Annotated in this window: 21 protein-coding genes; 9 read left to right on the top strand and 12 right to left on the bottom strand. The window is 68.2% G+C overall.

Annotated elements, in window-relative coordinates:
* The first annotated feature begins 25 nt into the window (after positions 1-25).
* The gene (locus CYU89_RS16545) at positions 26-910 is read left to right on the top strand and encodes a LysR family transcriptional regulator (RefSeq protein WP_296282649.1); all 885 of its coding nucleotides are present in this window, start codon (positions 26-28) and stop codon (positions 908-910) included.
* Between the two features lie 2 nt (positions 911-912).
* Here CYU89_RS16545 and CYU89_RS16540 read toward each other — a convergent pair whose 3' ends face one another.
* From CYU89_RS16540 to prmB, 7 genes are all read right to left on the bottom strand, one after another.
* Complete coding sequence (locus tag CYU89_RS16540) at positions 913-1,545, bottom strand: phosphoribosylanthranilate isomerase (protein ID WP_296282648.1); 633 nt, start codon at positions 1,543-1,545, stop codon at positions 913-915.
* A 130-nt stretch (positions 1,546-1,675) separates the two neighbouring features.
* Positions 1,676-2,497 carry a tRNA pseudouridine(38-40) synthase TruA gene (gene truA, locus CYU89_RS16535; RefSeq protein WP_296282647.1) on the bottom strand — a complete coding sequence of 274 codons (822 nt, stop codon included), beginning with the start codon at positions 2,495-2,497 and terminating at the stop codon, positions 1,676-1,678.
* Between the two features lie 18 nt (positions 2,498-2,515).
* A complete protein-coding gene (locus tag CYU89_RS16530) occupies positions 2,516-4,216 on the bottom strand; it encodes a FimV/HubP family polar landmark protein (RefSeq protein ID WP_296282646.1) in 1,701 nt (566 codons plus the stop codon).
* 87 nt (positions 4,217-4,303) lie between these two features.
* Complete coding sequence (locus tag CYU89_RS16525; protein ID WP_296282645.1) at positions 4,304-5,329, bottom strand: aspartate-semialdehyde dehydrogenase; 1,026 nt, start codon at positions 5,327-5,329, stop codon at positions 4,304-4,306.
* Positions 5,330-5,404: 75 nt separating this feature from the next.
* Complete coding sequence (locus CYU89_RS16520; RefSeq protein WP_296282644.1) at positions 5,405-6,445, bottom strand: D-glycerate dehydrogenase; 1,041 nt, start codon at positions 6,443-6,445, stop codon at positions 5,405-5,407.
* Complete coding sequence (aroC, locus tag CYU89_RS16515; RefSeq protein WP_296282643.1) at positions 6,438-7,541, bottom strand: chorismate synthase; 1,104 nt, start codon at positions 7,539-7,541, stop codon at positions 6,438-6,440. Before aroC ends, CYU89_RS16520 begins: the two co-directional genes overlap by 8 nt.
* Positions 7,542-7,671: 130 nt before the next feature.
* On the bottom strand, positions 7,672-8,601 hold the full coding sequence (gene prmB / locus CYU89_RS16510) for a 50S ribosomal protein L3 N(5)-glutamine methyltransferase (RefSeq protein ID WP_296282642.1): 930 nt from the start codon (positions 8,599-8,601) through the stop codon (positions 7,672-7,674).
* Between the two features lie 140 nt (positions 8,602-8,741).
* Between prmB and CYU89_RS16505 the strand changes: the two genes are divergently transcribed.
* From CYU89_RS16505 to CYU89_RS16495, 3 genes are all read left to right on the top strand, one after another.
* Positions 8,742-9,395, top strand: coding sequence for an SCO family protein (locus CYU89_RS16505; protein ID WP_296282641.1), 654 nt, complete (start codon positions 8,742-8,744; stop codon positions 9,393-9,395).
* Positions 9,392-10,237 (top strand): archaetidylserine decarboxylase, encoded by an 846-nt coding sequence (asd, locus tag CYU89_RS16500; protein WP_296282640.1) that lies wholly within the window; start codon positions 9,392-9,394, stop codon positions 10,235-10,237. Before CYU89_RS16505 ends, asd begins: the two co-directional genes overlap by 4 nt.
* A 274-nt stretch (positions 10,238-10,511) precedes the next feature.
* Positions 10,512-11,051, top strand: coding sequence for a transposase (locus tag CYU89_RS16495; protein ID WP_296282639.1), 540 nt, complete (start codon positions 10,512-10,514; stop codon positions 11,049-11,051).
* Positions 11,052-11,278: 227 nt separating this feature from the next.
* On the opposite strand, the gene CYU89_RS16490 is transcribed toward CYU89_RS16495, so the two are convergent.
* Complete coding sequence (locus CYU89_RS16490; RefSeq protein WP_296282638.1) at positions 11,279-12,859, bottom strand: transglycosylase SLT domain-containing protein; 1,581 nt, start codon at positions 12,857-12,859, stop codon at positions 11,279-11,281.
* Positions 12,860-12,862: 3 nt separating this feature from the next.
* On the opposite strand from CYU89_RS16490, the gene CYU89_RS16485 reads away from it, so the two are divergent.
* From CYU89_RS16485 to greB, 3 genes are read left to right on the top strand one after another with little or no spacing between them, the layout of a single operon-like run.
* Positions 12,863-14,497 (top strand): helicase HerA-like domain-containing protein, encoded by a 1,635-nt coding sequence (locus tag CYU89_RS16485; protein WP_296282637.1) that lies wholly within the window; start codon positions 12,863-12,865, stop codon positions 14,495-14,497.
* An 8-nt stretch (positions 14,498-14,505) separates the two neighbouring features.
* Positions 14,506-14,904 (top strand): copper resistance protein NlpE N-terminal domain-containing protein, encoded by a 399-nt coding sequence (locus CYU89_RS16480; protein WP_296282636.1) that lies wholly within the window; start codon positions 14,506-14,508, stop codon positions 14,902-14,904.
* A gap of 1 nt (position 14,905) precedes the next feature.
* Positions 14,906-15,409 carry a transcription elongation factor GreB gene (gene greB, locus CYU89_RS16475; RefSeq protein ID WP_296282635.1) on the top strand — a complete coding sequence of 168 codons (504 nt, stop codon included), beginning with the start codon at positions 14,906-14,908 and terminating at the stop codon, positions 15,407-15,409.
* 3 nt (positions 15,410-15,412) lie between these two features.
* Here greB and CYU89_RS16470 read toward each other — a convergent pair whose 3' ends face one another.
* Complete coding sequence (locus tag CYU89_RS16470; protein ID WP_296282634.1) at positions 15,413-16,240, bottom strand: DUF3025 domain-containing protein; 828 nt, start codon at positions 16,238-16,240, stop codon at positions 15,413-15,415.
* A complete protein-coding gene (gene rimO, locus CYU89_RS16465; RefSeq protein WP_296282633.1) occupies positions 16,237-17,598 on the bottom strand; it encodes a 30S ribosomal protein S12 methylthiotransferase RimO in 1,362 nt (453 codons plus the stop codon). The genes CYU89_RS16470 and rimO overlap by 4 nt, the downstream gene beginning before the upstream one ends.
* A gap of 128 nt (positions 17,599-17,726) precedes the next feature.
* Here rimO and CYU89_RS16460 point away from each other — a divergent pair, with 128 nt between their 5' ends.
* Both CYU89_RS16460 and CYU89_RS16455 read left to right on the top strand, forming a co-directional pair.
* On the top strand, positions 17,727-18,386 hold the full coding sequence (locus tag CYU89_RS16460; RefSeq protein ID WP_296282632.1) for a dienelactone hydrolase family protein: 660 nt from the start codon (positions 17,727-17,729) through the stop codon (positions 18,384-18,386).
* Entirely contained in the window at positions 18,383-18,790 is a 408-nt protein-coding gene (locus tag CYU89_RS16455; RefSeq protein WP_296282631.1) for an HIT family protein, read from the top strand. The genes CYU89_RS16460 and CYU89_RS16455 overlap by 4 nt, the downstream gene beginning before the upstream one ends.
* Before the next feature lie 13 nt (positions 18,791-18,803).
* On the opposite strand, the gene dcd is transcribed toward CYU89_RS16455, so the two are convergent.
* Positions 18,804-19,391 carry a dCTP deaminase gene (dcd, locus tag CYU89_RS16450; RefSeq protein WP_296282630.1) on the bottom strand — a complete coding sequence of 196 codons (588 nt, stop codon included), beginning with the start codon at positions 19,389-19,391 and terminating at the stop codon, positions 18,804-18,806.
* Between the two features lie 93 nt (positions 19,392-19,484).
* Complete coding sequence (gene apbC / locus CYU89_RS16445; protein WP_296282629.1) at positions 19,485-20,354, bottom strand: iron-sulfur cluster carrier protein ApbC; 870 nt, start codon at positions 20,352-20,354, stop codon at positions 19,485-19,487.
* Positions 20,355-20,541 lie beyond the last annotated feature (187 nt).

Genomic DNA, 20,541 nt, shown 5'->3' with positions numbered 1-20,541 from the left:
CCAATCCGTGACTTAAACTGACGCCATGTCACGACCTCTTCCTCCGCTCAATGCCCTGCGCGCGTTCGAAGCGGCAGCCCGGTTGGGCAGCGTCAGTCGTGCGGCCGCCGAGCTGCACGTCACCCACGGAGCGGTCAGCCGGCATGTGCGCACTCTGGAAGAGGCGCTGGGCCGCCCGCTGTTCGTCCGCGATGGTCGCGGCCTGGCGCTCACGGCCGATGGCCTGCGCCTGCGCGACCTGGCCGGCGACGCATTCTCTTCGCTCCAGGCTGGCTGGGCTGCGATGCAGCGCGACCGCCGGCCGCTGGCTTTCGTGCTCGGCTGCCCGGGCAGCCTGCTGGCGCGCTGGGTGATCCCCCGGCTCGAGCGACTGGCGGTCGACCTGCCGACGCTGACGCTGCACCTGTCGGCACAGGAGGGAGGGTTCGACGACGCCCTCACCGGACTCGACGCGGCCCTGCTGGTCGGCGAGGCCCCCTGGCCCTCAGGCTGGGATGTGCACCTGCTGGCGCCCGAGCGGATCGGACCGGTGCTCAGCCCAAGGCATGTCCGGTTCGCCGCGCTGTCGGGCGCGCCACCCGCAGTGCTCGCCGACGAGCCCGTGCTGCACACCGCCTCGCGTCCACAGGCCTGGCCGCGCTGGTTCGCCACCCAGGGCCTGGATATCGGGCAGCCGCGGCGGGGCGCCGGCTTCGATCACCTGACCTATCTTCTGGAAGCCGCCGTCGCCGGGCTGGGCGTGGCCATCGCGCCGCAGGAACTGGTACAGGCCGATCTCGAAGGCGGACGCCTGGTCGCCCCCTGGGGGTTCACCGATACCGGCGGGCAGTGGGCGCTGTGTGGCCGGCGCGGCAACCCGGACCCACGGATACCGGCGCTGGCGGCTTGGTTGCACACCGCGCTGGCCTGAGCTCAAGCGCCGGTTTCGGCCTCGCGCACGGCCTCGACGAACCGACGCATCTTCTCCCCGTCTTTCACGCCGGGCGCCGTTTCGATGCCGCTGGACACATCGACGCCCCAAGGACGCGCCGTGCGCAGCGCGAGGCCGACGTTCTCGGGCGTCAGGCCGCCGGCCAGCAGGAACGGCTTGTCGGTGGACGCGGGCATGCGGCGCCAATCGAAGCGCTGCCCGCTCCCCCCCTGCTCGCCTGCGGCGTGGCCGTCGAACAGGAAGCCCTGCGCGCCCGGATAGGCCGACACGCGGGCGAATACGCCCGCGTCCTGCCCGCCCATCGCGATCGCCTTCCAGTACGGGCGCCCGAAGGAGGTCGCGAATGCATCGTCTTCGTCGCCATGGAACTGCAGCAGGTCGGGCTGCAGCGATTCCACGATGTGCTCGATGTCGCCACGCGTGTTGTCCATGGCCAGCGCGACCACCGCGATCTCTTCCGGCACCAGGTCGCGCAGCATGCGCGCCTGGCCGAGCAGCAGCCGGCGCGGACTGTGCGGCGCGAACACCAGGCCGACGTAGTCCACGCCCAGTTCGACCGCCAGGCGGACATCCTCGGCACGCGTCAGGCCACAGAATTTGATGCGCATGTGCATGGTGGGGGAAAAGGTCGGGCGTCGCGGAAGCGTAGCCGCTTTCGGGAGATCGCGCGGAGCCGGGCCATGCCGGCGGGACCTATCCGCCGGGCGGGCGTGCCTGGAAAAGCAGTGCGGACATCGTCCGCTCCTACAACGGCGCCGCGGTCGCGACGGGCGTGTCCTGCAGCGTCACTTCCGCGGGCAGCTGCCACTCCGCCGGGTACAGCGGACTGACGAAGACCAGGCCATCCGGCGGTGCGGTCGGTCCGGCCACCGTGCGATCACGGCCAGCCAGCAGCTCGCCCACCCAAGTTTCCGGCCGCTCACCCCGCCCCACCACCAGCAGCGAACCGACGATGTTGCGCACCATGTGGTGCAGGAAGGCATTGGCCTGCACCTCCACGACCACCCGCTCGCCCTGTCGCGCCACCGAAATCGCATGGAGATTGCGCATCGCATGCGGCGACTGGCAATGCACGGTGCGGAACGCGCTGAAGTCGTTCTCGCCGACCAGCACTTGGGCGGCGCGGTGCATGGCATCGGCATCTAGCGGGATCTTTTCCCAGCTGAGGTATTGCCGCTCCATCGCCGGTCGCGCCAGGCGGTTGACCAGCGTGTAACGGTAGCGGCGGGCACGCGCCGAGAAGCGCGCGTGGAAATCCTTGGCCACCGGCTGACACCAGCGTACGCAGACGGCAGGCGGCAACCGCGCCGTCGCCCCCAGCAGCCAGCCCCGTGGCGTCCGCGCCGCGTCGCTGTCGAAATGCACGACCTGGCACTGGGCATGCACACCGGCGTCGGTGCGGCCGGCGCAGATCGTATCCACCCGGGCATCGGCGACGGACGACAGCGCGAGTTCCAGCGCCGACTGCACGGTGCGGGTGTCGTCCGGCGTGCCGGATTTGCTCAGCCGTTGCCATCCCAGGAATTCGCTGCCGTCGTATTCGACACCCAGCGCATAGCGCGTCACGACATCACTCCGCGCCTTTCATCCGATATCGCGGAGCAGCTGCAGGGCTTCGTCGCGCGCGCCGGTATCGTTGCCCGCCGCCACTTCGTTCAGCAGATCACGGGCCGTGGCCACGTCGCCCAGGTCGAGGTAGGCCACCGCCAGTTCAAGACGGTCGCGGCCGGCCGGCGCCGGCGTCGGCGCAGGTGCCACCGGTGCGCCGGAGGCAGCCCCGCCTGCGTGCCAGGTGGGCCCCTTCGCAGGCTTGGCTACCGGGGTCGGCGCGACCTTGGGCGGCGCGGCGACGGACGGCTCCAGCACCGGGCTCGGCGCCGTCTCCGCCTCGGGCACCGTCTGCGGGATCACGGCAGCGAGTTCGGCAGCGCGGCTCTCTGCAGGGGCCTTGCCGAACACCGGGTTGCGCGGTACCGGCGCGGGCGACAGGCGCTGGCGACGTTGCGCGAATCCCCAGGCCAGCGCGCCCGCGAACAGCAGGCCGAAGCCTGCCCATGCCCACACCGGCACGCCACCGTCGCTGCCGTTGCTCTGCGCCAGCCGCTGCTGTGCGGCGGCGAGATCGCTGTCCTTCATGGCCAGCAGTTGTTCCTGCTGCGCCTTGAGCTTTTCCAGGTCCGCGACCTGCGAGCGCAGCTCCTGTACTTCCGCTTCGCGCGCGGCCAGGTCTTCCTTCGACTGCTGCAACTGTTCGTTCGCCAACATCTCGCCCTCACCGCCGGCACTGACGCCGGACTGCGTTCCAGAACCCGACGTGCTCGTGGCCGCGGGCGCGATTTCCAGCCGTGCATCCGCCACCGGTGGCGGGCGGGATGCCGCCGCGGCAGGCGCCGTCGCTGGCGCGGGGTCGACCACGGCGGCCGGTTGCGGAATGGGCGCGCGTGCGCGACGCCACTCCGCGATCTGGCTGCGCACCAGCGCCGCGGCTTCACCCTCCAGGATCGTCTGCGCGTCCGCCACGTCCGGGACGCGCAACACCGCGCCCTGCTTCAGCAGGTTGAGGTTGCCGTTGATGAAGGCCTCGGGATTGGCGCGCAGCAGTGCGACCATCGCCTGGTCCAGCGTGTAGCCCTGCTCGCGCGCCAGCGGCGCCGCGATCTGGGAAAGCGACTGGCCACGACGCACCGGTGCCAACGTACCACCGGGCGCAACGGAAGCCGCCTGTGCAACCGACGCAACGGGTGCCGCCGCCGCCGATGGCGGTGCCGGCGTGGGCTGCGCGGGCGTTTCAGGCGATGCTTCCGCCGTTTCCTGCGGCGTCGAGGCGACCGGTTCGACCGGACGGCTGATGGTGTCGGTAGGCGCGGCAACCGGCGCGTCGATCACCGGCTGTTCTGCCGCCGCCAGCGTGCCCGGCGCGCTGACGAGCGCCGAATACTCGCGCACCAGCCGCCCCTGGCCCCAGTCGACCTCGATCAGGAAGTTCACCGCCGCCACGTCCACCGGCGTACGGCTGGTGACGCGCACCACCGGACGCCCGGCGTCGTCCAGCGCGACCGTGAAGTCCAGTTCGTTGACCAGCCCCTGCGGTCGCGGCAAGCCGACGCGCTCGAACGTCACCGGCGACGCCAGGCGCGCACGCAGTTGCTCGAGTTCGCCCGGTTCGCTGGAAATGACCGGGATCTCGGCCAGCAAGGGCTGGCCGGGTTGCGATTTGACCTTGATCTCCCCCAGGCCGAGCGCGAGGGCTGCGTTGCTCAGCAACGCCAGCCCCAGCCCGATCATGCCGGCCAGGTGGAGTCTTGCCGCCCGAGGTCTGTGCTTCGGTTTCACGGCCCTTCCCCAAGTTTTCCCGGCCACGACTATAGCGGCTCAGCCGTTTTTCGCCACCAGCTCGGCGATCTGCACGGCGTTCAGGGCGGCGCCCTTGCGGATGTTGTCGGACACGATCCACAGGTTCAGGCCGCGCGGGTGCGAGAGGTCTTCGCGGATGCGGCCCACGTAGACCGCATCGTTGCCCGAGGCATGCGTGACCGGCGTGGGATAGCCGCCGGGTGCGCGATCGTCGACGACCTCCACCCCTGGCGACGACGCCAGCAGCGCGCGCGCGTCCGCGGCGGTGATCTTGTCGCGTGTTTCGATGGCGACGGCTTCGGAGTGGCCGTAGAACACCGGCACGCGCACGGCGGTGGGATTCACCTGGATGCTGTCGTCGCCGAGGATCTTGCGCGTTTCCCACACCAGCTTCATCTCTTCCTTGGTGAAGCCGTTGTCGAGGAAGTCGTCGATGTGGGGGATCAGGTTGAAGGCGATCTGCACCGGGAAGCGTTGCGGATCGGGGTCCTGGAAGTTCAGCAGCGCGCCGGTCTGGCGGCCGAGCTCTTCGAGTGCCGAACGCCCGGCGCCCGAGACCGACTGGTAGGTCGCCACGTTGATGCGCTCGATGCCGACCTTGCGGTGGATGGGCGCGAGCGCGACCAGCATCTGCATGGTCGAGCAGTTCGGGTTGGCGATAATGCCGCGCGGGCGGTTCTGCACCTGCTCCGGGTTCACTTCGCTGACGACCAGGGGGACGTCGCCGTCGTAGCGGAAGGCCGAGGAGTTGTCGATGACGACGGCACCGGCCGCGGCAAACTTCGGCGCGAATTCCTTGGAGATGCCGCCGCCTGCCGAGAACAGCGCGATGTCGATGCCGGTCGGATCGAAGGTGGCCAGGTCCTGCACGGTGATCTTTTCGCCGTTGAACTCGACGCTGTTGCCGGCGGAACGCTCGGACGCCAGGGCGACGAGCTTGCCGATCGGGAAATCGCGTTCGGCGAGGATGGACAGCATGGTTTCGCCGACGGCGCCGGTGGCGCCCACGACGGCGACGTTGAAGCTACGGTTCTGGTTGCTCATGGAGGGGTTTCGCGAAGGGAGGAGTGAAGACAGCAGACGGGAGAAGGCTGTGTTCGGGGAACCTGCGGACGTGCCTCAGGCTCCCTGACGTTTGGCGATGGTGGTTTTGATGGTGCCGGCGATGGCCAGCGCTTCCGGATTGACCGGCGTCGGCGGATGACCCGCGTCCGGACCCTCGCCCAGCGCGGCGATCAGGTTGTCCACCGCCAGCGACACCATCGCGCGGCGCGTGGCGAGGCTGGCGCTGGCGATATGCGGCGTCAGCACCACGTTGCGCAGCGCGAGCAGTTCGGGCCGCACGGCGGGTTCGCCTTCGTAGACGTCCAGGCCTGCGGCGGCCAGGCGTCCGTTGCCCAGCGCATCGGCCAGTGCGACCTCGTCGATGATGCCACCGCGCGCGATGTTCACCAGCGTGGCGGTCGGCTTCATCTTCGCCAGCGCGGCCGCGTCGACCAGGTGGTGGACCTGCGGTGCGTACGGCAGCGCCAGCACCACGTGGTCGGCCTGGGCGAGCACATCGTCGAAGCTCGCGTAGTCCGCACCGCATTCCCGCTCGACGAAGTCCGGCAACCGGCTGCGGTTGTGGTACAGCACGCGCATGCCGAAGCCGCGCGCGCGGCGCGCGATGCCCTGCCCGATCCGGCCCATGCCCACGATGCCCAGCGTGCTGCCATGAAGGTCGGCGCCCAGCAGGGTGCCGAACGACCACTGCAGCCACTGGCCCTCGCGCAGCCAGCGTTCGGCCTCGGTGATCCGGCGCGCTGTCGCCATCAGCAATGCGAAGCCGAAATCGGCCGTGGTCTCGGTGAGTACGCCCGGCGTATTGGTGGCGACGATGCCGGCCTGCGTCAACGCGTCGACATCGAGGTTGTTGTAGCCCACGCCCACGTTGGCGATCGCGCGCAGCTGCGTGGCGGCGCCGATTTCCTGCGCCCCGATGCGTTCGTTCAGCGTCACCAGCGCACCCGCGCTGTCGCGCAACGCGTCGGCGATGGCCTGGGGTGCGTGCTCGATGACCTCCGGAGTCGAACGCACGTCGAAGTGCGCCTCCAGCCGCTCGACGATGTCGTCGAACAGCGGTTGCGACACCCAGACGCGCGGCCGCGACTCAGCCATCGAGGCTGCCGGGGACCTGCGGCGGCACGACGCCGACATCACCGCACTGCGCGCGATGGCGCAGCGCCTGGTCCATCAGCACCAGCGCCATCATCGCCTCGGCGATGGGCGTGGCACGGATGCCGACGCAGGGGTCGTGGCGACCGGTGGTGATGACATCCACCGTATTGCCGTCCACATCCACGGTCGCGCCCGGCAGGCGCAGGCTCGAGGTCGGCTTCAGCACGATGGACGCGGTGACCTGCTGGCCAGTGGAGATGCCGCCAAGGATGCCGCCCGCGTGGTTGGACAGGAACCCGTCGGGCGTCATCAGGTCGCGATGCTCGGTGCCCTTCTGGGTAACCGCAGCGAAACCGTCGCCGATCTCCACGCCCTTCACCGCATTGATGCTCATCAGCGCGGCGGCGAGATCACCGTCCAGCTTGCCGTAGATCGGCTCGCCCCAGCCGGCGGGCACGCCGTCGGCGACGACATTGACGCGCGCGCCTATGGAGTCGCCCGACTTGCGCAGCGCGTCCATATAGGTTTCCAGCGCCGGCACCTGCGCCGCGTGCGGCCAGAAGAACGGGTTGTCCTCCACCGCGCTCCAGTCGAAGCCTTCGGGGGTGATCGGTCCGAGCTGCGAGAGGTAGCCGCGCACCGTGACGCCGTAACGCTGCTGCAACCACTTCTTGGCGATCACGCCCGCCGCGACGCGCATGGTGGTTTCGCGCGCCGACGAACGTCCGCCACCACGCGGGTCGCGGATGCCGTACTTCTGCCAGTAGGTGTAGTCCGCATGCCCCGGGCGGAACTGCCGGGCGATGTCGGTGTAGTCCTTGCTGCGCTGGTCGGTATTGCGGATCAGAAGCGCGATCGGCGTGCCGGTGGTGCGGCCTTCGTAAACGCCGCTGAGGATCTCGACCTCATCGGCCTCGCGGCGCGCGGACACATGCCGCGACTTGCCGGTCGCGCGGCGCTCCAGGTCGTGACGGAACTCCTCGGGCGCGATGTGCAGCCCCGGCGGGCAGCCGTCGACGACGCAACCGATCGCCGGCCCGTGCGATTCGCCGAACGTGGTGACCGTGAGGAGTTTTCCGAAACTGTTGCTGCTCAAGCGCCGCTCCGCTGTGGAACCATCCTGCCGGGCGTTGAAGCATCGCACGCCGGGCGCCCTATTGTGCAGTGCGCCAACGTTGGCCGCGACGGTTGCAGGCGCAACCGCCGCGGACCGCGTGCGAGACGCGCTACTTCCGCGTGGCGGCGAGCGCGCTGATCCGCGCGTTGTGGCGGATCAGTTCGGCGCATTCGACGGCGAAGATGCCCATCTGCCCCACCTTGAACTCGATCCACGTGAATTCGACGTCCGGCAGCAGCGCGACCAGTGCACGCTCGGACTCGCCCACTTCGCAGATCAGCAGGCCGTCCTGGCTCAGGTGCAGCGGCGCATCGCGCAGGATCTTCAGCACCAGGTCCAGCCCGTCCTCGCCGGCGCGCAGGCCAAGTTCCGGTTCGAAGGAATATTCCCTGGGCAGCGCGTCGGTCTCGTCGTTGGTGACGTAGGGCGGGTTGGTGACGATCAGGTCGTAGTGCCTGCCGGTCAGGCCGGCGAACAGGTCGGACTTGAGGAACTGCACGTTGTCGGCCAGCAGGCGCGCCTTGTTTTCCGCCGACAGCGCCAGGGCGTCGTCACTGATGTCGACGCCGTCGACCTGCCAGTCCGGGTTGTAGTGGCCCATCGCGATGGCGATGCAGCCGGAGCCTGTGCACAGGTCCAGCGCACGGGTGACGTCGCGGCCGCCGAGCCAGGGCTCGAAGCCGGCTTCGATCAGTTCCGCGATCGGCGAACGCGGCACCAGGGCACGGGCATCGCTCTTGAAGCTCAGGCCGGCGAACCAGGCCTCGCCGGTCAGGTAGGCGACCGGGATGCGCTCGCTGACGCGTCGCTCGAACAGCGCCAGCACCTGGGCCTTCTCCGCACCCGTGACGCGCGCCTGCCCGTAGGCCGGGCCCAGGTCGGGCGGCAGGTGCAACGTGTGCAGCACCAGATGCGAGGCCTCGTCCAGCGCGTTGTCGTAGCTGTGGCCGAAGGTCAGGCCGGCCCCGTTGAAGCGGCTGGCGCCGTACCGGATCAGGTCGATGATGGTGTGCAGTTCGGCGGCGACGTCGGCAGTCATGGCAAGGCTTGTGAAGACGCCGGGACGGCGAAGGCCGCCGATTATAGGGGCTGCCCCGGTATCATGGCCGCCTTGCCGCCGCGCCCATGCGGCCCCCGGCCCGTGTGGCCGCGCCCTTCCATCGTGGGAATCCCCAGCGCATGTTCAACAAGAAGATCGGCCTCATCCTCGTCCTGGCGCTGGCCGCCGGCCTGGGCCTGCTGGCCGCGCAGAAATTCTTCGGCCCCGTCACGCCCGCCACGCAATGGCCAGCGACCCAGACGGTGACCCTGTTTCCGCAGCCGCGGCCGCTGCCGCCATTCTCGCTGCGCCAATCCGACGGCACCCAGCTCACCGACGGGGAACTGAAGGGCCACTGGACGCTCGTCTTCCTCGGCTTCACCTTCTGCCCCGACGTTTGCCCGACCACGCTGACCGAGCTGGCACAGGCCCAGGCGCAGTGGAAGGACCTGCCCGACTCGACCCGCCCGCGCGTGCTGTTCGTCTCGGTCGACCCCGAGCGCGACACGCCGACCCGCATCGGCGAGTACGCCCACGCCTTCCATCCCGACACGATGGCAGCCACGGCCGACATCCCGACCCTGGAGAACTTCGCAAGGTCGCTGGGCTTCGTCTTCATGAAGGTCCCCGGCGAAGGCTTCGAACAGAACCCGAACGACTACAGCATGGACCACTCGTCCGCGATCGGCGTACTCGACCCGCAGGGCCGCCTGGCCGGGCTGATCCGCCCGCCATTCCAGCCCAGGGCGATCGCCGCCGACATGCGCGCGCTGACCGAGGCGGCGTCAAAATGAGCCTGCTGACCTCGCTGACCTACGTACTGCCGCACCGCTTCCTGTCGTCGCTGGCGCGCCGGCTGGCCTATTCGACCTCGCCAGGCGTCAGCCGCTGGCTGATCGATACGGTGACGCGGAAATTCAATGTCGACCTCGGTGAAGCCGCCAATCCCGACCCCCTGTCCTACCCGAGCTTCAACGCCTTTTTCACCCGCGCACTGAGGCCGGGCGCACGGGTTGCCGATGCCGACCCGCGCGCGCTGCTGATGCCGGCCGACGGCCACATCAGCCAGTGCGGCCCCATCGAGGATGGCCGCATCTTCCAGGCCAAGGGCCAATCGTTCACCGCCGCCGAGCTGCTGGGCGACGCGGCGGATGCGGAACCCTTCCGCCACGGCGTGTTCGCCACCGTGTACCTGTCGCCACGCGACTACCACCGCGTGCACATGCCGTGGACCGGCACGTTGCGCGAAACGGTCCACGTGCCCGGCCGCCTCTTCAGTGTCGGCACCGATGCGGTGGCGAACGTGCCGCGCCTGTTCGCGCGCAACGAGCGACTGGTCTGCCACTTCGACACCGATTTCGGACCGATGGTGTCGGTGATGGTCGGCGCCCTGCTCGTCTCCGGCGTGGAAACGGTGTGGAGCGGCGAAGAGATTCCCGCCTATGGCACTGCCATCACCCGCAAGGATTACCGCGGCAAGGGCATCACGCTGGAACGGTTCGCGGAGATGGCAAGGTTCAACTACGGCTCGACCGTCATCGTGCTGCTGCCGCAAGGCGTGGCGACGCTCGTGCCGGAGCTGAAGGCGGAATCGCCGGTAAGACTGGGTCAGGCGCTCGCGAAGCTGAGGCAATAACCTCGCTCCGTAGCGTGCGCCCTGCGCACGACTGCACGATGTAACCCCGCGTACAAGATCCCACCATGCATCACATCGTCGTGCGCGCAGCGTACGCTGGGTGGACCACGCGCTCCGCCCGAATCTTAGCGTGCGCCACGCGAACGACCGCGCGGTGCATCTCTCACCCTAGGCGATCTTCACCGAGTCCCTTTCCTGTCCGACGCGCATTGTTAATAGCGCCCGCGCCACGTGGACGTCATCATGACCGTTTGTTTCCGAGAGGTGGCCAAGGATGGCGACGTTCCGACGTGTGTTCCAGCCAGGCGCGACGTGGTTCTTCACCGCCGCGGCGGCACGACGACGCCCCCTGCTTACTGACCCTCGCGTCATCTCGGCCTTCGGCATAGCGATACGCGAAGTTCGGGACATGCTGCCGTTCTCGATGCCGGCCTGGGTCATACTGCCGGACCACCTTCATGTGATCTGGACACTTCCGGAAGGGGATACGGACTATCCGCGACGCTGGTCGATCATCAAGCGCAGGACGTCCCAGCTGGCGGGCCTACCGCCGATGGCGCGCGCCTGCTCGATGGTCGCACGTCGTGAAAGCGGGCTATGGCAGCGACGCTACTGGGAGCACCTGATTCGTGACGCCGACGACCTGCGGCGGCATGTCGACTACATCCACTTCAATCCGGTTAAACATGGTCATGTGGACGCAGCCGTGTCCTGGCCTTACTCGAGCTTCGCCCGGCACATCCGCACGGGCATCTACCCTCCGGACTGGCGAGCCACCCGTGACATGGACACCGTCGACGCCGGCGAACCCTAGCGTGCGCCTTGCGCACGACTGCAAAAAAGTCGACATCACTTTGTCGTGCGCATGGCGCACGCTACTTCCGGCCGTTTCAGTTCTCTGCGACACGCCCACGAAGCGCGTATCAGCGGAACCGTGCGGTGCCGGAGGCATCGATACCGCCGAAGCCCGCGAACCGTAGCGTGCGCCGTGCGCACGACTGCAAACAAGTCGGCACCATCCGGTCGTGCGGATAGCGCACGCTACTTCCTGCAGCCTTCCAGCTTGAGCTCCTGCCCCGGCCGCACGGCGTACGCCGGCGCCTTCAACCTATTGGCCTGCGCGAGCTTCTTCAGGTCGCACTGGAACCGCTGCGAGATGCGCCCCAGCGTGTCGCCCTTCGCGACGCGGTAATCCCGCGCCTGCTTCGCCTTCGGTTCGGCTGGTTGCGGCTCGCCGGAGGCGACGGTGGTCGGCACGCCGGCCACGGGGGTCACATCGCCGACGGCGACATTGCCGGTCCGCGAGGCGCGGCGGATGGCGGCCGCGGGATCGGCGCTCACCAGCGTGCGCGCCAGTTCCGCGCGGGGGCCACTGATGCAGTGGCGCGTGTACAGGCCCGCGATGCGCGCGTTGGCCTTGAGCGTGGTGCCGGCGGGGATCCATGCCTCTGGCTGGTAGCGCGGGTTGAGGTTGCGCAGCGTGCGCATGTAGCCCTCGCGCGTGCCGCCATTGCCCAGGCAGATGGTCAGCTCATAGATGGATGCGTCGCGCGCCAGCTTCAGCGTCGCCGGCTGCGCGGTGACCTTCGGAAACTCCAGTCCGTACTGGCGCGGGTGCAGGAACAGCCATGCCGCCGCGATCACCATCGGCACGTAGTCGCGCGTCTCGCCGGGGAACTGGCTGTAGACCACATCGTCCCAGAAGCCCAGGCCGCCGTTCTCGCGGAACACGCGCGCAGCCCGTCCCTCGCCCCCGTTGTAGGCCGCGAGGGCGAGTTCGATGTTGTTGTTGAGCCCGCGCATGCGCTCGTTCATGTACTCCGCGCTGGCTTGGCCGGAGGCGTACGGGTCGTAGCGCGTATCGAAGCCACTCGCATCGCGTCCCAGACCGAAACGGGCGCCGGTGTGGAACATGAACTGCATGGGCCCTGCCGCACCCGCGCGCGAGGTCGAATGCACGCGCCCGTTGGATTCCTTCGCCATGATGCCGAACAGCAGCGCTTCCGGCAGGCCGCTGCGCTCCCAGGCGGGATACAGCTCGGCGCGCATGTTCTGATAATTCTCGTAGCTGTCGATCAGCGCCGGGCGCATGTCGGTCAGCCAGCGGCGGATGCCTGCCTGGATGGCCGGGTTGTACTCGACCATGCGGTCGAACGCATGGCGCTGGTCGTTCAGCAGCGCCGCGGTGCGTGCGGTTTCGGGGATGGCGGCGCTGGCCGGCACCGCGTGGTCGGTGCCGTCGTCGAGTGCGTCGAGGGTCTCGCCCTCGTCTCCCGGGCCCTCTCCCTGCGCATCGGCGTTGCCCTTCAGCAGCCGCTTGTAGGTCGCCAGCAGCGTGGGCACCTGACAGCCGCGCTGCTGAACGCAGGCCGCCAGCACGTCCTCCATGTCCTCGAGTGCGGCGTCGCTCTCGGTAGCGCCGCGCGGATCACTGTTGGCCACCAGCACCAGACCGTCGCGGTAACGCTTCTCGGCGGCGGCCATGCGCTGTTCCAGCGCTTGCGCGGCGGCGCGATCCTTCGCGGACACGCGTTGCGCCAGCGAAGGCGGGGAGACCAGCAGGAGGGAAAGAGCGACCGCAACGGGCCACAGGCGCAGACAGGCAGGAACCGCAAGCGACATCAGGTGTGCATCCAGAGTGTGAGCCGGGAGGGTAGCCCCGGCTGCGCGACCGGGGCAAGGTCACGCGTCTCAGCGCTTTATCCCGGAGGCGGTTTCCAGCCGCTAGAATCGCGCCATCACCACGCGAGGTTGCACATGGATCCGATCCTGCTGGGCAAGGGCATCACGGACGACATCCCGGTCACGCTGCAGCCGAAGTTCGGCAACCGCCATGGCCTGGTGGCCGGCGCCACCGGTACCGGCAAGACGGTCACGCTGATGACGCTGGCCGAAGGCTTCTCGCACATGGGCGTGCCCGTGTTCATGGCCGACGTGAAGGGCGACGTGGCCGGACTCGCCACCGCCGGCGATGGCAGCGAGCGCGTCATGCAGCGGGCCAGGGACATCGGCATCGCCGACTACGCGCCGGGCGCGAATCCGGTGATCTTCTGGGATCTCTACGGCAAGCTGGGCCATCCGGTCCGCACGACGGTCAGCGAGATGGGCCCCACCCTGCTCTCGCGCATCCTGGAACTCAACGACACCCAGAGTGGCGTGCTGGACATCGTGTTCAAGCTCGCCGACGACCGCGGGCTGTTGCTGCTGGACCTGGAAGACCTGCGCGCCCTGCTGGGTCTCGTCGCCGCTGAGCGCAAGGACATTTCCACCAGTTACGGCCTGGTGAGCACGCAGTCGGTCGGCGCCATCCAGCGTGCGCTGCTGCGGCTGGAACAGGAAGGCGGTGAGATGTTCTTCGGCGAGCCGGCGCTGGAACTGGCCGACCTGATGCGCACGAACACCGATGGCAGCGGCGTGATCGGCATCCTCGCAGCGGACCAGCTGATCCTGAAGCCCCGCCTGTATTCCAGCTTCCTGCTGTGGCTGCTGTCGGAACTGTTCGAAACGCTGCCGGAAGTCGGCGACCTGGACAAACCCAAACTCGTGTTCGTCTTCGACGAAGCGCACCTGCTGTTCGACGATTCCCCGCCCGCGCTGCAACAGCGCATCGAACAGGTCGTGCGGCTGATCCGTTCCAAGGGCGTGGGCGTCTACTTCTGCTCGCAGTTCCCCGACGACGTGCCGGACAACATCCTCGGCCAGCTGGGCAACCGCGTGCAGCATGCGCTGCGCGCGTTCACCCCGCGCGACCAGAAGGCGGTGAAGACCGCCGCCGAGACCTTCGTGCCGAATCCCAAGCTCGACGTGGCCCAGGCGATCTCCAAGCTCGGCACCGGCGAAGCGCTAGTGTCGACGCTTCAGGACAAGGGCATCCCCTCGCCCGTGCAGCAGACGATGGTGTCGCCGCCGCGCTGCCGGATGGGCGCGATCAACGAAGGCGAACGCCAGCAGGTACGCAACGGCAGCCCCGTCGGCGGCAAGTACGATACCCGCGTCGATCGCGAGTCCGCCGCGGAAATGCTTGCCAAGCGCGCCGAGACCGCCACGCAGGCCGCCCAGGCGCCGCCAGCGAAGACCGAGCAGGACGATCCCGACGCCGGCGGCTTCGGCCAGGCCGTGAAGGACGCGGTGTTCGGCACCAAGCGCCGCCAGGGCATGATCGAGACGATGGCCAAGCAGACCACGCGCACGGTCGGCACCAAGCTGGGCAACCAGATCGTGCGTGGCATCCTGGGCAGCATCTTTGGCGGACGTCGCTGATCACGCGCATGAAGTGGAGTTTCGTCCCGTTGGCCTGCGCGTTGTCGCTGGCGGCTTCCGCCGCCAATCCGGCGCCACCGACCTTCGCCGGCACGTTCTTCGGCAGCCTGCCGGCGGAAGCCTGCGCATTGCAGGACGTACTGCTCGACTTGGGGGCTGACGGCCGATACGCGCTGGAAGCGCACTGCCAGGACGACTTGCAGGCGGCACCCAGGCGCGCCGGCCGCTGGTCGGTGACCTGGAACGGCACCTGCGTGCAGCTCGTGCCGGAAGACGGTGGACCTGCGCAGGAGTTCGCCATCCATGACGACGATCTGCTGGTGTTGACCGCGGGCAGCTGCATCGAGCTGGTCGAGGATCCGCGCGGGCGCACGTTGCGGCGCGCGGAAGCCGCCGGAGAACGCTGACGTGTCGCGCTGGCGCCCGCCGGGCGAGAAGAGTACCGCCCTGATCACCCGCGAAGGCCACGACCGCCTCAAGGCGGAGCTGGACGATCTGTGGCGCGTGCACCGCCCCGAGGTGGTGAAGGCCCTGGCCGCTGCCGCCGCGGAGGGCGACCGCTCCGAGAACGCCGAATATACCTACCGCAAGAAGCAGCTCGGCGAGATCGACCGGCGCGTGCGCTACCTGAGCAAGCGCCTGGAAGTGCTGCGCGTGGTCGACACCGCGCCCAGCGATCCCGACGCCGTGTTCTTCGGGGCCAACGTCGAGCTGGAGAACATCGCCAGCGGCGAAACTTCGCGCTACCGCATCGTCGGACCGGACGAAACCGAGGCGACGCGCGGCTGGATCAGCATCGATTCGCCGCTCGCGCGTGCGTTGTTGAAGAAGCGCATCGACGACGAATTCTCGGTCGAACTCCCTAGCGGGATCACCCGCTTCGTGCTGGTTGATGTCAGCTACGCGAGCTGATCGTCACAACGGTCGCGGGTAAACGCGGCCGTCCCGCAACGGACGGAAGTAGTCCTCCTGGCCGTAGAACGCGGCATCCTGTCCTGCGTGCCATCCGGGAATGCCGGCCAATGGCAGCGGACGCAGTTCGCTTGGCGCAGTGAGGATCGCACCCGCTAAGATCGATTCGACCACGCGCGCGATCACATTGATCTGATCGCCGAACACGACAAGACACTTGCCGACCAGCAAGCGCCCGGGCACCAGCACCTGCTCCATCAGCGCATGGCCCACTACCGCAGCAACGGCGATGCCGCCGTCGTGCCAGCGCGCGGCGTTCGCGTGGAACAGTGCCGCCCAGTCGTGCCGATCCCACAGATCCAGCAGTGCCGCATCGCGCACCTGCACGATGACGCCGCTTTCATCGAACTGGGTCAGTGCCTGCTGCGCGGGACTGCGCTCATGCGAGCCCATGCGCGCGATGTGCCCGCACTGCTGCTGGTTGAGCGCGTGCTTGAGAGCCGGATGACGCAGCCAGACCATCGCGTTGAACAGGTCATGCCAGTTATCCGCACGCGTGGCGATGGAACCCTGCGCGGTCCGTGCTTCGTAGTGAAGCCCGTCGGCAAGCAAGCCGGCATCCTGTCTCGCGAAACGAGGCCCGGAGATCGGCATCCGCGCGTTGAGGGCTTCGATGTCGGGCCAGTGCGGGGCCGTCAGCAGGTCCCGGTACTCGCCGTACCCGTCGAACAGCGGATGCCGGAAACATGCGGCATCCACCCGTCCACGCAAGGGGGCGACGAAGCGACGCCGGCCGTTGCCAGCATGAGTGTCCGTCGCCGGCGCGGTCACAGCACCTTGACGTCGAGCGGCCGGCCCGCCGTTCCGACGATGGCATCGCCAATCAGGTCGTGCTCGTCGCTCTCGGTGATTTCCACGTCGACGAACTGGCCGACGCGCAGCCCCAGTTCGCCGCCATTCTGGATATGCACAAGGCCATCGATCTCCGGCGCATCGGCCTTCGAGCGCGCGACGGCGATATCGTCCTCGATCAGGTCCACCAGGCACTGCTGCACCGTGCCGATCTTCGCTTCGAGGCGCGCGGCGGAGATCTCCGCCTGCTTCTCCATGAAACGCGCGAGACGCTCCTGCTTCACTTCTTCCGGCACCGGATCCGGCAACAGGTTGGCCGCCGCGCCTTCGACCGGCGAGTAGGCGAACGCACCGACCCGGTCCAGCTGCGCTTCGTCGAGGAACTGCAACAGCTCCTCGAATTCCTGGTCGGTTTCGCCTGGGAAGCCGACGATGAAGGTCGAACGCAGGGTGATGTCGGGGCTGATCGAACGCCAGCGCTTCACGCGCTCCAGCGTCTTGTCGACGGCGCCGGGACGCTTCATCAGCTTGAGGATGCGCGGGCTTGCGTGCTGGAAAGGAATATCCAGGTAAGGCAGCACCTTGCCTTCGGCCATCAGCGGAATCACGTCGTCGACGTGCGGATACGGGTAGACGTAATGCATGCGCACCCAGGCGTCGAGTTCGCCCAGGCCTTCGCACAGCGCCTTCATCCGCGTCTGGTACGCCTTGCCGCGCCATTCGCGTTCGGCGTACTTCACGTCCACCCCGTAGGCCGACGTGTCCTGCGACACCACCAGCAGTTCCTTCACGCCGCCGCGCACCAGACGCTCGGCCTCGCGCAGCACGTCATCGACCGGGCGCGACACCAGGTCGCCGCGCATCGACGGGATGATGCAGAAGCTGCAGCGGTGGTTGCAGCCCTCGGAAATCTTCAGGTACGCGTAGTGGCGCGGCGTCAGCTTGACGCCGTAGTCCGGCACCAGGTCGACGAAGGGATCGTGCTTCGGCGGCAGCGCCGCGTGCAGCGCTTCCATCACGCTCTGGTAGTCCTGCGGACCGCTGATCGACAGCACGTCCGGGTACTGCTCGCGGATCTGCTCCGGGCGCTTGCCCAGGCAGCCGGTGACGATGACCTTGCCGTTCTCGTTCATCGCCTCGCCGATGGCATCGAGCGATTCAGCCACGGCGGAATCGATGAACCCGCAGGTGTTCACCACCACCACGTCCGCCGCGTCGTAGGTCGGCACGATGTCGTATCCCTCCACGCGGAGCTGGGTCAGGATGCGTTCGGAATCGACCAGGGCTTTCGGGCAGCCGAGGCTGACGAAGCCCACCTTGGGGTTCTGCAGAGACATGGGGAGTACGGCGGCGGCGTGTACGGGGCCGCGGATTATAGCGCCCCGCCCCGGGCGGCCCGTTCCGTCCATTCGGTCCGGGGCCGCCTGCGCATACACTGGGCGCCGTCTTCGCCGGAATCCTGCCGATGGGCCATTGGACTCAGATCGACACGCCCCGCGGCCGCATCGGGGCCTGGCGCGCGGATCCCGCCGACGCGCCGCGCGGCGCGCTGGTGATCGTGCAGGAAATCTTCGGCGTGAACGCGCATATCCGCAGCATCGCCGAGGGCTTCGCCATCGACGGTTACGTGGCGCTCGCGCCGGCGTACTTCGACGTCCTGGAGCCCCGCGTCGAGCTGGGCTACGACGATGTCGGCTTCGCGCTCGGCCGCGACCTGATCACGCGCCTGGGCCTGGAAGCGGCACTGGACATCACCGCGGCAGCGGCGGACACGATCGCGAGCCACGGCAAGGTGGGCGCCGTCGGTTACTGCTGGGGCGGCACGGTGGCGCTGCTCGCCGCCATGCGCCTGGGCCTGCCCGCGGTGAGTTACTACGGGGCACGCAACGCGCCCTTCCTCTCCGAGACACCGCTGGCCCCGGTGATGTTCCACTTCGGCGAGCAGGATGCCTCGATACCGCCGAAGCTGGTGCAGCAGCACCGCGACCTGCTTCCCCAGATGGACGTTTTCACATACCCCGCGGGGCATGGCTTCAACTGCGACCTGCGCGCGGACTACGATCCGTCGAGTGCGCGCCTGGCACGCGAACGCACGCTCGATTTCCTCGCAAGGAACCTGGCATGAGCGATTTCCTCCTGGACCCACGCCTGGCGGCCGACAGCGCCTTCGTCGCCGACGGCCCGCTGTCGCAGGTACGGCTGATGGACGACACGCGCTACCCGTGGCTGGTCCTGGTGCCTCGCGTGAACGGGGTCAGCGAATGGCTGGAACTGGAGGGCGGCCAGCAACGCCTGCTGTTGGCGGAGATCAACCAAGCCGGCCAGCTGATCCGCGCGCAGCCGGGCGTGGAGAAGCTCAACATCGGCGCCCTCGGCAACATCGTCCGACAACTGCATGTGCATCTGGTCGGCAGGCACGAGGGCGACGTGGCATGGCCCGGACCGGTCTGGGGCAACGGCGCCCCGGTCCGGCATGGTCCTGCCGCACTGGCAGAACGGATAGACGCGTGGCGCCGGTGGCTGGGCTGAGCGCGCAACCGCCTCAGGTGCGCGGCAGCGTCACGCCGGTCTGGCCCTGGTACTTGCCACCGCGATCCTTGTAGCTGGTCTCGCAGACGTCGTCGGCATCGGACTGGAAGAACAGCATCTGCGCGACGCCCTCGTTCGCGTAGATGCGCGCCGGCAGCGGCGTGGTGTTGCTGAACTCCAGCGTCACATGGCCTTCCCACTCCGGCTCCAGCGGGGTCACGTTGACGATGATGCCGCAGCGCGCATAGGTGCTCTTGCCGAGGCAGACCACCAGCGTGTCGCGCGGGATGCGGAAGAACTCCACCGTGCGCGCCAGCGCGAAGCTGTTCGGCGGGATGATGCATTCATCCGCTTCGATGTCCACGAAACTTTTCGGATCGAAGTGCTTGGGGTCGACGATCGTGGAGTTGATGTTGGTGAACACCTTGAACTCGCGAGAGCAGCGCACGTCGTAGCCATAACTGGACGTGCCGTAGCTGACGATGCGCTCGCCCTCGGCCCCGCTCTTGTTGGCGAACTTCACCTGCCCCGGCTCGAACGGCTCGATCATGCCCTGCTGCTCGGCCATGCGGCGGATCCAACGGTCGCTCTTGATGCTCATGCAAATCCTGGTGTGGTGGGGCGAAGGCCGCGCGCGGCGCACGGCGGACGGGGAATTGTAGGGCGGGCCCCGGCCCGCCGTCTTCGCCGGCCGCTAGACCAGCGACGAGAGGATGGACAACGGCGCGCGCGGACGCTGTGCCAGCGTCTCCGCCATGACCCTCGCCGTCTGCCGGTAGGCCTGCGCCACCGCCGAATCGGGCGCGGCGACCACGACCGGCTGGCCGGCATCGCCCTGCTCGCGAATGGCGATGTCCAGCGGCAGCGAACCCAGCAGCGGCACGCCGTACTGCGCCGCCATCCGTTCGCCACCGCCCTGCCCGAACAGGTGCTCCACGTGGCCGCAGTTGGAGCAGGTATGGACGGCCATGTTCTCGACGATGCCCAGCACCGGCACCTCGACTTTCTCGAACATCTTCAACGCTTTCTTGGCATCCAGCGTGGCGATGTCCTGCGGCGTGGTGACGATGACCGCCCCGGCCACCGGGATCTTCTGCGCCAGGGTCAGCTGGATGTCGCCGGTACCCGGCGGCAGGTCGATCAGCAGGTAGTCCAGATCACCCCACAGCGTGTCGTTGAACAGCTGCATCAGCGCAGACGTGGCCATGGGGCCACGCCAGATCATCGGCGTGTCCTGGTCGACCAGCAGGCCGATGGACATGGCCTCCACCCCGAACGCCCGCATGGGTTCGATCGACTTGTTGTCAGGGCTGTCCGGCCGCCCCGCGAGCCCCAGCATCGCCGGCACGCTCGGTCCATAGACGTCGGCATCCAGCACCCCCACCCGGGCACCCTCGGCCGCCAACGCCAGCGCCAGGTTCACCGACGTGGTGGACTTGCCCACCCCTCCCTTCCCTGAACCGACCGCAATCACATTGCGAACGCGCGGGTGGGGCGACAGCGCCCCCTGCACGGCGTGCGTGCGCGGCCTGGCGTAATTCTGATGGGATTCAGTCACTTGCATCGATTCGCGCGGCGGGGAAACCGCCATTGTCTCACCCCGAGGCGCCTCGCCGGCAACCTGAATGACGCGTCATGACCGTGACGATCCCATCACGCACCGGAAATAATTTCGTGGTATGCGCATCACATTAATTCCGTGTTAATGTCGGGTCGCACGGACGCTATTGCGCGGCTGGGGCCGATGGGAA

The sequence above is a fragment of the Pseudoxanthomonas sp. genome (assembly GCF_002863005.1).
Taxonomy (GTDB): Bacteria; Pseudomonadota; Gammaproteobacteria; order Xanthomonadales; family Xanthomonadaceae; genus Pseudoxanthomonas_A.
This window is presented reverse-complemented; position numbering and strand designations above follow the sequence as displayed.

Coding starts and splice junctions, on each gene's coding strand:
- CYU89_RS16545 (WP_296282649.1), top strand. CDS start 26: ATGTCACGACCTCTTCCTCCGCTCAATGCCCTGCGCGCGTTCGAAGCG.
- CYU89_RS16540 (WP_296282648.1), bottom strand. CDS start 1,545: ATGCACATGCGCATCAAATTCTGTGGCCTGACGCGTGCCGAGGATGTC.
- CYU89_RS16530 (WP_296282646.1), bottom strand. CDS start 4,216: ATGATCGGGCTGGGGCTGGCGTTGCTGAGCAACGCAGCCCTCGCGCTC.
- CYU89_RS16525 (WP_296282645.1), bottom strand. CDS start 5,329: ATGAGCAACCAGAACCGTAGCTTCAACGTCGCCGTCGTGGGCGCCACC.
- CYU89_RS16520 (WP_296282644.1), bottom strand. CDS start 6,445: ATGGCTGAGTCGCGGCCGCGCGTCTGGGTGTCGCAACCGCTGTTCGAC.
- prmB (WP_296282642.1), bottom strand. CDS start 8,601: ATGACTGCCGACGTCGCCGCCGAACTGCACACCATCATCGACCTGATC.
- CYU89_RS16505 (WP_296282641.1), top strand. CDS start 8,742: ATGTTCAACAAGAAGATCGGCCTCATCCTCGTCCTGGCGCTGGCCGCC.
- asd (WP_296282640.1), top strand. CDS start 9,392: ATGAGCCTGCTGACCTCGCTGACCTACGTACTGCCGCACCGCTTCCTG.
- CYU89_RS16495 (WP_296282639.1), top strand. CDS start 10,512: ATGGCGACGTTCCGACGTGTGTTCCAGCCAGGCGCGACGTGGTTCTTC.
- CYU89_RS16490 (WP_296282638.1), bottom strand. CDS start 12,859: ATGTCGCTTGCGGTTCCTGCCTGTCTGCGCCTGTGGCCCGTTGCGGTC.
- CYU89_RS16480 (WP_296282636.1), top strand. CDS start 14,506: ATGAAGTGGAGTTTCGTCCCGTTGGCCTGCGCGTTGTCGCTGGCGGCT.
- rimO (WP_296282633.1), bottom strand. CDS start 17,598: ATGTCTCTGCAGAACCCCAAGGTGGGCTTCGTCAGCCTCGGCTGCCCG.
- CYU89_RS16460 (WP_296282632.1), top strand. CDS start 17,727: ATGGGCCATTGGACTCAGATCGACACGCCCCGCGGCCGCATCGGGGCC.
- CYU89_RS16455 (WP_296282631.1), top strand. CDS start 18,383: ATGAGCGATTTCCTCCTGGACCCACGCCTGGCGGCCGACAGCGCCTTC.
- dcd (WP_296282630.1), bottom strand. CDS start 19,391: ATGAGCATCAAGAGCGACCGTTGGATCCGCCGCATGGCCGAGCAGCAG.
- apbC (WP_296282629.1), bottom strand. CDS start 20,354: ATGCAAGTGACTGAATCCCATCAGAATTACGCCAGGCCGCGCACGCAC.